We start from the raw sequence: 8068 nt of genomic DNA, 5'->3' as shown, positions 1-8068 counted from the left end.
TCACGCACAAAACGACTCGGGTCTTTTTCACCTAAATGACCAAACGCATTTTTTAATTTGGTCTCAGTTGTATCTAAATGAGCCGTTAAACGATAATCACCCTTGTTGGCTTTTAAATAAAATGCAACCCGACCATCCCAACTGCCCTTGCCGCTGTAATGATGACTGTCAGCTTCTTCTAATATGGCTTTACCTTCTCCTGTCACATTATTTTGTGCATAAGTAATATCCACAATACCTACGTAAAAAATATCGTCTTCTTGTTCAACAACCAACTTCTCATTTTGAGATTGGCGTTGACCTTCTTCATCTTGCCAACTTAAATTAAATTCATATTCACCAGGAGACAAAATCAGCTCACGCATGGCTCGACCATGATTATCCACCACCAATCGCTGACCATTTAGCATGACTTCTTTCTTATCGTTCAGACCGCTCATTTGTATTACTACCTTACGATCTTGAGCTGAGGCAACTATACCTTGATGATCAATACGACTTTGCCCAAATCCAGGAATCGTACTGTCGGATTTTAATTGACCGTAAAATAACGCTCCGTTATTAACCAAATCAGCTTCAACATTGGGTTTAGTATAAGCAATAAAATCACTTTCTTGAGTCACGCCATGACCCAAAGTACGAAACATTACCGCATAAACATTATCTTTTAATCCTGTATGACTAATCGTAGTTAAAACCGCTTTATACTCTGTATCAATCGATAACGGCTCACCATTATCGGTATCACCATTCCATAATACCGCTTCATAAGGACTAATATCACTAAAACGCAATATCTTTAATGGATATTGATTATCCACGTCCGATTGTCGGTAAATTGTAATTTGATATTCGGCTATTTTGGTGGGATAGTTGGTGTAGACATAAAGCCCCATTGGAGTGGTAAATAACCCATCGGATGTTAACTTAACTTTTGGGTTATAAATACTGAGATTAAGCTTCTCTTCTGTATTAAATTCATCCCGAATAACATTTAGTTTAGGTACATTACCTGCTTTAGCATAAACCGCACTTGAGCCAAGAAGGAAAATAGCACTTATACCCAGACAAGAAAAATATGGAATCCGATTACATTTGCCCATGAATTATAATTTCCTTTCATTCAAATATTTATTTATACACAAGACTGGATTAAAGCTCTTAACCAATAAAGTGAAGATAAAATCCGTGATTAACTTTATATTTAATACTGCTTATATCTAAGGTGGTTTTATTTTTGTAATTGACAGACTAATGCTTAATAGAGTGCTTGGTCATTGTATGTTCATCATGGCTTCTGCTTCAATACATAATTTGCTAAGACTTGTAAACAAAAAAAACATAATAAAACAACAAATTGAAATTAATAATGCGGTTTAATGTAAGTTTTTTTAAGAAAAAATAATAAATACGCCAGAAAAGCGTAACATCATCAACAATCAATAGTTTCTTAAAAAAATCGCTATCGTATTATCAATAGTACGATAGCCTCATAGAAAGTGTATTTACGGATAATTAAATTAAACAAATTACCTATTGTCTAAAAGCTTACTTACTTTGATTAAATAATTGCGTGATTCTTGCGAAACGTGAGAGGTGACAAGCTTACGATAAACTTGTTGTGGGGTCATTGAATTAATGATATTGATAGCTTCGTTACGATCAGCTGAAAAAGTGCGAAGTACACTGCCTGCGCCGCCATTATAAGAAGTAATCATCGCATACCTTAAAGAGATTGGATTATTAATACCTGCTAAATATTTCGTTTTAAGTAAAGATAAATAGGCAGTTCCCATATCCACATTATTACGAGGATCAAGCAAAAACTTTCTACTTGGCTCTCCTGATTTACCGCGTAATTTAAATATATCTCGCCCAGCAGTATGCTGCTGTACTTGCATTAATCCAAGGGCATCAGTACGGCTAACCGCATAAGGGTTAAAGGCAGATTCAACTTCCATAATTGCTAAAATTAATCGCTCGTCAATAAAATACCGATTTGAAGCTTCAGTCACCAATGGCAAAAATTTCCGTGCGCGTTGATTAATATGATTTGGAACAAGCTTAATTTCAACATAAGTAATTTCATGTGAACCTGATTTACGTGTTCTGATATTATTTACTAACACATAATCAGCAAAATTATTAGCTCTGCCACTCCAACGAATAGGCTGCATTTCTTGATCTAACACCTGATTAAATAAAAAAGGTTCCTGAGACAAATCTTGGCTAATTTTATCGTGGCGAATAATATCCACAGGCTCTGGCATTAGCAATGTAGAAACAATTGCTTCTTTCAAATGCTCTTGAGGGGTATTTGACAATGTTTCAATGGTAATCACACCAGAAACAAAATTGATATGTACACGTGTTTGTAAATTATCTTCATATTGAACATAATCCTTAGGGCCTGCAATAAGAACTTCTTTTGGACCCCAAATCTGCTCAATATTATTGGCATATTGACTAATTAAAATATTAAAGGCATTTGTATCTTTAACATAATAATCTTCATCTTCGAAATTTGCATGTTTACTAGGACAACCGGCTAAAAGACTTACTGTAACAATTAATGTAATAATTTTAATATTATTTTTCATGTTAGCTCTCAATTTCGGGTTTGTATCCATCAATGACAACATCTTCACCTTCAAATAAAAATTTAACCATTTCAGTTTCAATTTTTTTTCGATGTTCTGGATTCATCATGTTAAATTTATTTTCGTTAATTAACATGGTCTGTTTTTTTAGCCACTCTTGCCAAGCCTGTTTAGAAATTTCATTGAAAATGCGCTTGCCAAGCTCGCCAGGATAAAGCTGAAAATCTAAACTTTCTGCCTCTTTTTTTAAATAATGGCAATAAATAACACGGCTCATATTTATCTCTATAAATCCAATTAACGATTGTTAACAATTATACCTGAAAATACTTATAGAAAAGAAGAAAATTATTGGCTATTTTGTTAGGTAATATTTCATTTCTTGATGAATATTTATTCACAAAAAACGAATAATCAGCTATTTTATTAACACAAAATTGATTAAAAACGATAGGAATAAAACAATGCAACCAAAAATCACACGCGACTTGTTTGACAAAGTCATTTTACCTGTTTATGCGCCAGCACAATTCATTCCTGTAAAAGGAAAAGGTAGCCGAATATGGGATCAAAACAACGAAGAATATATTGATTTTGCAGGTGGCATTGCAGTTAATGCGCTTGGGCATTGTCATCCTCGATTAATAGACGCATTACATCGACAAAGTGAAAAATTATGGCATGTAAGCAATGTCTTTACCAATGAACCAGCTCTAACTTTAGCACAAAAACTCACTACCCATACTTTTGCTGATCGTGTCTTTTTTGCCAATTCAGGGGCCGAAGCCAATGAAGCAGCTTTCAAGCTAGCTCGTTATTATGCGATTAAAAAATATCATCCTAACAAAACTAAAATTATCGCCTTTTACCAATCTTTCCATGGTCGTACTTTTTTTACTGTCTCGGTTGGTGGGCAAACTAAATATTCCGACGGTTTTGGCGCCAAACCTGCTGATATTATTCACGTACCGTTTAATAATTTAGAAGCAGTAAAAGCAGTTATGGATGATCATACTTGTGCAGTAGTGCTTGAACCAATACAAGGAGAAGGAGGCTTAACTTCAGCAACACCTGAATTTTTACAGGGTGTTAAGGCGCTATGTGATGAGTATAAAGCACTACTTGTATTTGACGAAGTCCAATGCGGAATGGGTCGTACTGGCAGTTTATATGCTTACCAACACTATAGTGTAACGCCAGATATATTAACCTCAGCAAAAGCACTTGGTGGCGGATTTCCAATTAGTGCCATGCTAACCACAGAAGAGATTGCATCAGTTATGCAACCAGGCATTCACGGCACAACTTATGGTGGAAATCCACTTGCTTGTGCAGTAGGGTGTGAAGCTTTTGACATGATCAACTCACCTGAATTACTCGAAAGTATACCAAAACGCCGAGCCATTTTTATTGAACACCTCGAAACAATTAATGATAAATTTAAAGTCTTTCGACAATACCTCGGTAAAGGATTATTATTAGGGGCAGAACTACAACCTCAATTCCATAATAAAGCCTGTGATTTTTTAAATATTGCAACTGAATTTAAAGTCATGATTTTAAATGCAGGACCAAACGTATTACGTTTTACGCCTTCGCTCATCATAACAGAAGATGAAATAAAAGAAGGCATGACACGATTGACAAAAGCCATCGAAAAGGTTGTCAATTCTTGAGTTTTTCTATACAGTAACGTCATTTTAATAGATTAAGTGCCATTACTGGGCTTAAAGGATACACTTTCATGAATAACATTCGCCCATTAAATTACGCTAAAACTCACTTTATATTAAGTGCCCCTGACATTTCTCACCTACCGAATGATACAGGAGTTGAAGTTGCTTTTGCTGGCCGCTCAAATGCAGGAAAATCAAGCGCACTAAACACATTAACCAATCAAAAGGGGTTAGCCAGAACCAGTAAAACGCCTGGACGGACTCAATTAATTAATCTATTTGAAGTCGAAGAAAATTGCCGTTTAGTCGATTTGCCGGGTTATGGCTTTGCCCAAGTGCCTGAAGCAATCAAACGCAAATGGCAAAAATCACTGGGTGAATATTTACAAAAGCGTGAAAGTTTAAAAGGACTAATTGTCCTAATGGATATTAGACACCCCTTAAAAGATCTAGACCAACAAATGATTGAATGGGCAGTTTCGGTCAATATCCCAATTATGTTATTACTGACTAAAGCCGATAAATTGGCCTCTGGAGCACAAAAAAAACAAGTTAACATGATTAAAGAAGCGATTTTACCTTTCCAAGGTGACATTACTGTAGCGCCCTTTTCGTCACCTAAACGCATTGGGCTAGAACCATTAAAACAAAAATTAAATGAATGGTTTAATTTGCAATAAAGGAAACTAGTTAATGAATAGTGCTGCTTTTTCATTTCATACCTTATCGCCAGATCGGATTTTAGATGGTTTAGCATCAATGGGGATTAGTGTGGATTCTGGATTAACACCATTAAACAGCTATGAAAACCGTGTTTACCAATTTTATGATGAACAGCGCACTCGTTACATTGCTAAATTTTATCGCCCACACCGTTGGACAAAAAAGCAGATTCTTGAAGAGCATCAATTCACACAGCAGCTCTTAAATGCGGAAATTCCTGTTGTTGCACCTCTGGTATTTAACGACCGTACCTTACATGAATATCAAGGCTATTTCTTCGCGTTATTTCCTAGTGTAGGTGGACGGCAATACGAAGTAGATAACATAGAACAAATGGAATTAGCAGGTATGCGACTTGGTCAAATACATCAAATTGGTGCTAAAGAAACATTTTTATATCGCCCCACAATCGGGCTTGAAGAGTACCTTTATAAGCCGCAAGACACTTTATTATCTTACCGTTACCTTCCCTCTAAAATTCATATTGAACTCAAAGCAACTTTAACACAATTGATTAAGACCGTAGAACAACATTGGCATAATGACTGGCAAGCAATTCGCTTACATGCAGATTGTCATGCAGGCAACATTTTATGCCATGATAATGTGATGTTTGTCGATTTTGACGATTCACGCAATGGTCCAGCCATTCAAGACTTATGGATGTTACTGCATGGTGATCGTCAAGAACAACGACTACAGCTAGATACACTCATTGAAATGTACGAATCTTTTTACCATTTTGATAAAGAACAACTAAAATTAATTGAGCCCCTAAGAGCTATGAGAATGGTGCATCATTTAGCATGGATAATTACTCGTTGGCAAGATCCCGCTTTCCCCATTGCCTTTCCATGGATTACAGATCTTGATTTTTGGCAGCAACAATTGACACAATTTAACCAGCAGATTCAAGCGATTAAATCCCCTCCGCTGCAATTAATGTCAACTATGTAAAATGGGCTATCTATTTACTATAAAAAATAGCGGGTATTTCGACGTTACTCACCCTTTCTACTTATCAAGTAACTTCAATAAATTATTTAAATCAGGGGATTGAATAATCAATGCTTCTTTGTCCTTTTTTGAAAGATGTTTTATTCGATACTCAAGTTTTAAAGCTAATGACCGTCCACCGACTTTAACTTGGTAAACCACTTTTAAATCTTGATGACCTTTTAGATGCTTTGCACCTTTATTATTCTGATGTTGGCGTAATCGTCTTTGTACATCGGTTGTAATACCTGTATAAAGTGATTGTTTGGCTGTCCTAATAACATATAAAAACCATATCGATGTTTGCTCTGACATAACTCATTTAAACAATAAATTACAAAATCAATAAAACCGGTATCATAGCATTTTAAACAAACCACATATACAACTTAAACCGAATCTACCTTCTATTTATATTCCAATCATATAAAAACCATAGTGTCGTTTACATTAATCACGATAATGTTTAAGATAAAGCAATTTTTTCAAGTTCCACTGAGGTTATATAATTTGAATAATTTTGCAAAAATTATTGAACGCCAACGAGGCAATATCAAGTTTGCCTACGTACAAAATGATGAAATCGATTATCTTAAGCTTTTTGACCAATTTTTAGCAGAAGAAGGGCATCACCAGCTACTTGATCCTAGCGATAAAATAGAAAGATACACTTACTTAATCAATCACAACCAAACCAAATTTATTTTCAAAATAGACGGCGGAGTCGAACATCGTTTAGAACGCCGAATTATTGCAAAATTAACTGGCGATTTTTATTTCAATTTAATTCGTAAATTGGCGAAAATCTCGCTTGATAAGTGTGATATTGCCTATGAACTTTATCTTGTTGCTTTTGACGAAAAAACGAAACGTCATTACATGATTTTTAACTTCATCGAAGGGCGCTCACTAGCGTGGGACGAAATGAAAGATTACGGAGAGCAAATAAAACACTGCGTTGAAAAACTTCACCATTATAACTTGGTTTCAAATGATATCCATGGTGGAAACTTTATTTTAACACCGGACGGAAAAATTAAAGCCATTGATTTAACTAACTCAGGGTTTATCTGGTTAACCAAAGCTAACGACGCCATTGAATTACAAGAACGGTTTAATATCAAAATAAAAGTTCCATTTTTAGCAATGGCGATAAAAAAATTCACTCATGGATTTAAACGGTTATCAAGAAAACTTCGCGGTAAGGAAAATTAAATTAAAACCCATTTATATGAGGATGCACTAAACACCTCACACTTTCAATAATTGATAATTTTTGAATAATACATTTCCTAACCACGTTCTGTTTTATATTCAACATCACCTTCATGGATTTATCCCTGTGTATACAGGGAACACAAAAATGCCTCAATTAATTCTGCACTAATTGGCGGTTTATCCCTGTGTATACAGGGAACACGACGAATGGAAAGCTGATTTATTAAAGGGTTGCGGTTTATCCCTGTGTATACAGGGAACACTCTAATTTTATCTATATGTTTTATATAAACTTATTTAAATTGGTAAATTCTACCAAATTTTTTCAATTTTTAAAAACTTTTAACTAATTAATTTTTATAAAATAAAAAGCAGGTTCACTTTAATTTTTCCATTTTTACCAAGACCTATCATTTTTTAATATAAATTCATAGAGATACATAAATTCAATAGTTCTTAGATGAAAATAAACTTAGTTTTGACTTTTGTGTTAATACAAACTTTGCCATAACCATTTTAAATTCGCGTTTTATAATCGGTAAAATCGCACCCTGTCAGTAACGATAACATCAGTAAACTACTACCTAATATTAAGACTTTTTTGATTTGTGTTTTCATCAGTTATTACCTGTTAGTTAAAATTTTTTAATCGCTTTTATCACTGCTTCGGCTTATGGCTCGTATCAGCTGTATATTGGTATGACAGTAAGTATGGAAACACTTTTTTACCCCCGCAAATCTTAAACTTAACAGTAATCTAATGAATTAAAATAACTTTATAAAAGATAATTACCACTTTCCGCACGGATCAATTTTAATCTACCATCCGACTTAATATTGTAATAATGACTTCCT

8 protein-coding genes are annotated in these 8068 nt (G+C 34.6%); 4 read left to right on the top strand and 4 right to left on the bottom strand.

What is annotated here, in order from left to right; all coding sequences use genetic code 11:
• The 3 genes from A9G36_RS05125 to A9G36_RS05115 all read right to left on the bottom strand — a co-directional run.
• On the bottom strand, positions 1-1103 hold a 1103-nt coding region (locus A9G36_RS05125; protein ID WP_141670625.1), incomplete at its 3' end, for a hypothetical protein.
• A 426-nt stretch (positions 1104-1529) separates the two neighbouring features.
• The gene (gene mltC / locus A9G36_RS05120; RefSeq protein ID WP_034943608.1) at positions 1530-2600 is read right to left on the bottom strand and encodes a membrane-bound lytic murein transglycosylase MltC; all 1071 of its coding nucleotides are present in this window, start codon (positions 2598-2600) and stop codon (positions 1530-1532) included.
• Position 2601: 1 nt separating this feature from the next.
• Positions 2602-2877, bottom strand: a complete 276-nt coding sequence (locus A9G36_RS05115; protein ID WP_034943610.1) for an oxidative damage protection protein — start codon at positions 2875-2877, stop codon at positions 2602-2604.
• Between the two features lie 187 nt (positions 2878-3064).
• Between A9G36_RS05115 and A9G36_RS05110 the strand changes: the two genes are divergently transcribed.
• The 3 genes from A9G36_RS05110 to A9G36_RS05100 all read left to right on the top strand — a co-directional run bounded on the left by A9G36_RS05110 (position 3065) and on the right by A9G36_RS05100 (position 5956).
• Complete coding sequence (locus A9G36_RS05110) at positions 3065-4276, top strand: aspartate aminotransferase family protein (protein ID WP_034943613.1); 1212 nt, start codon at positions 3065-3067, stop codon at positions 4274-4276.
• 68 nt (positions 4277-4344) lie between these two features.
• Positions 4345-4956, top strand: a complete 612-nt coding sequence (yihA, locus tag A9G36_RS05105) for a ribosome biogenesis GTP-binding protein YihA/YsxC (RefSeq protein ID WP_051825026.1) — start codon at positions 4345-4347, stop codon at positions 4954-4956.
• Between the two features lie 13 nt (positions 4957-4969).
• A complete protein-coding gene (locus A9G36_RS05100) occupies positions 4970-5956 on the top strand; it encodes a serine/threonine protein kinase (protein ID WP_065568544.1) in 987 nt (328 codons plus the stop codon).
• Between the two features lie 57 nt (positions 5957-6013).
• Here A9G36_RS05100 and A9G36_RS05095 read toward each other — a convergent pair whose 3' ends face one another.
• Positions 6014-6310 carry a GIY-YIG nuclease family protein gene (locus A9G36_RS05095; protein WP_034943619.1) on the bottom strand — a complete coding sequence of 99 codons (297 nt, stop codon included), beginning with the start codon at positions 6308-6310 and terminating at the stop codon, positions 6014-6016.
• A gap of 195 nt (positions 6311-6505) precedes the next feature.
• Here A9G36_RS05095 and A9G36_RS05090 point away from each other — a divergent pair, with 195 nt between their 5' ends.
• A complete protein-coding gene (locus A9G36_RS05090) occupies positions 6506-7210 on the top strand; it encodes a lipopolysaccharide core heptose(II) kinase RfaY (RefSeq protein WP_034943623.1) in 705 nt (234 codons plus the stop codon).
• The last annotated feature ends 858 nt before the right edge of the window (positions 7211-8068 follow it).

The sequence above is a fragment of the Gilliamella sp. Choc6-1 genome (assembly GCF_001690385.1).
GTDB classification, from domain to species: Bacteria; Pseudomonadota; Gammaproteobacteria; order Enterobacterales; family Orbaceae; genus Gilliamella; species Gilliamella apicola_A.
The sequence above is the reverse complement of the archived record's forward strand: the minus strand, read 5'-3'. Positions and strand labels throughout refer to the sequence as shown.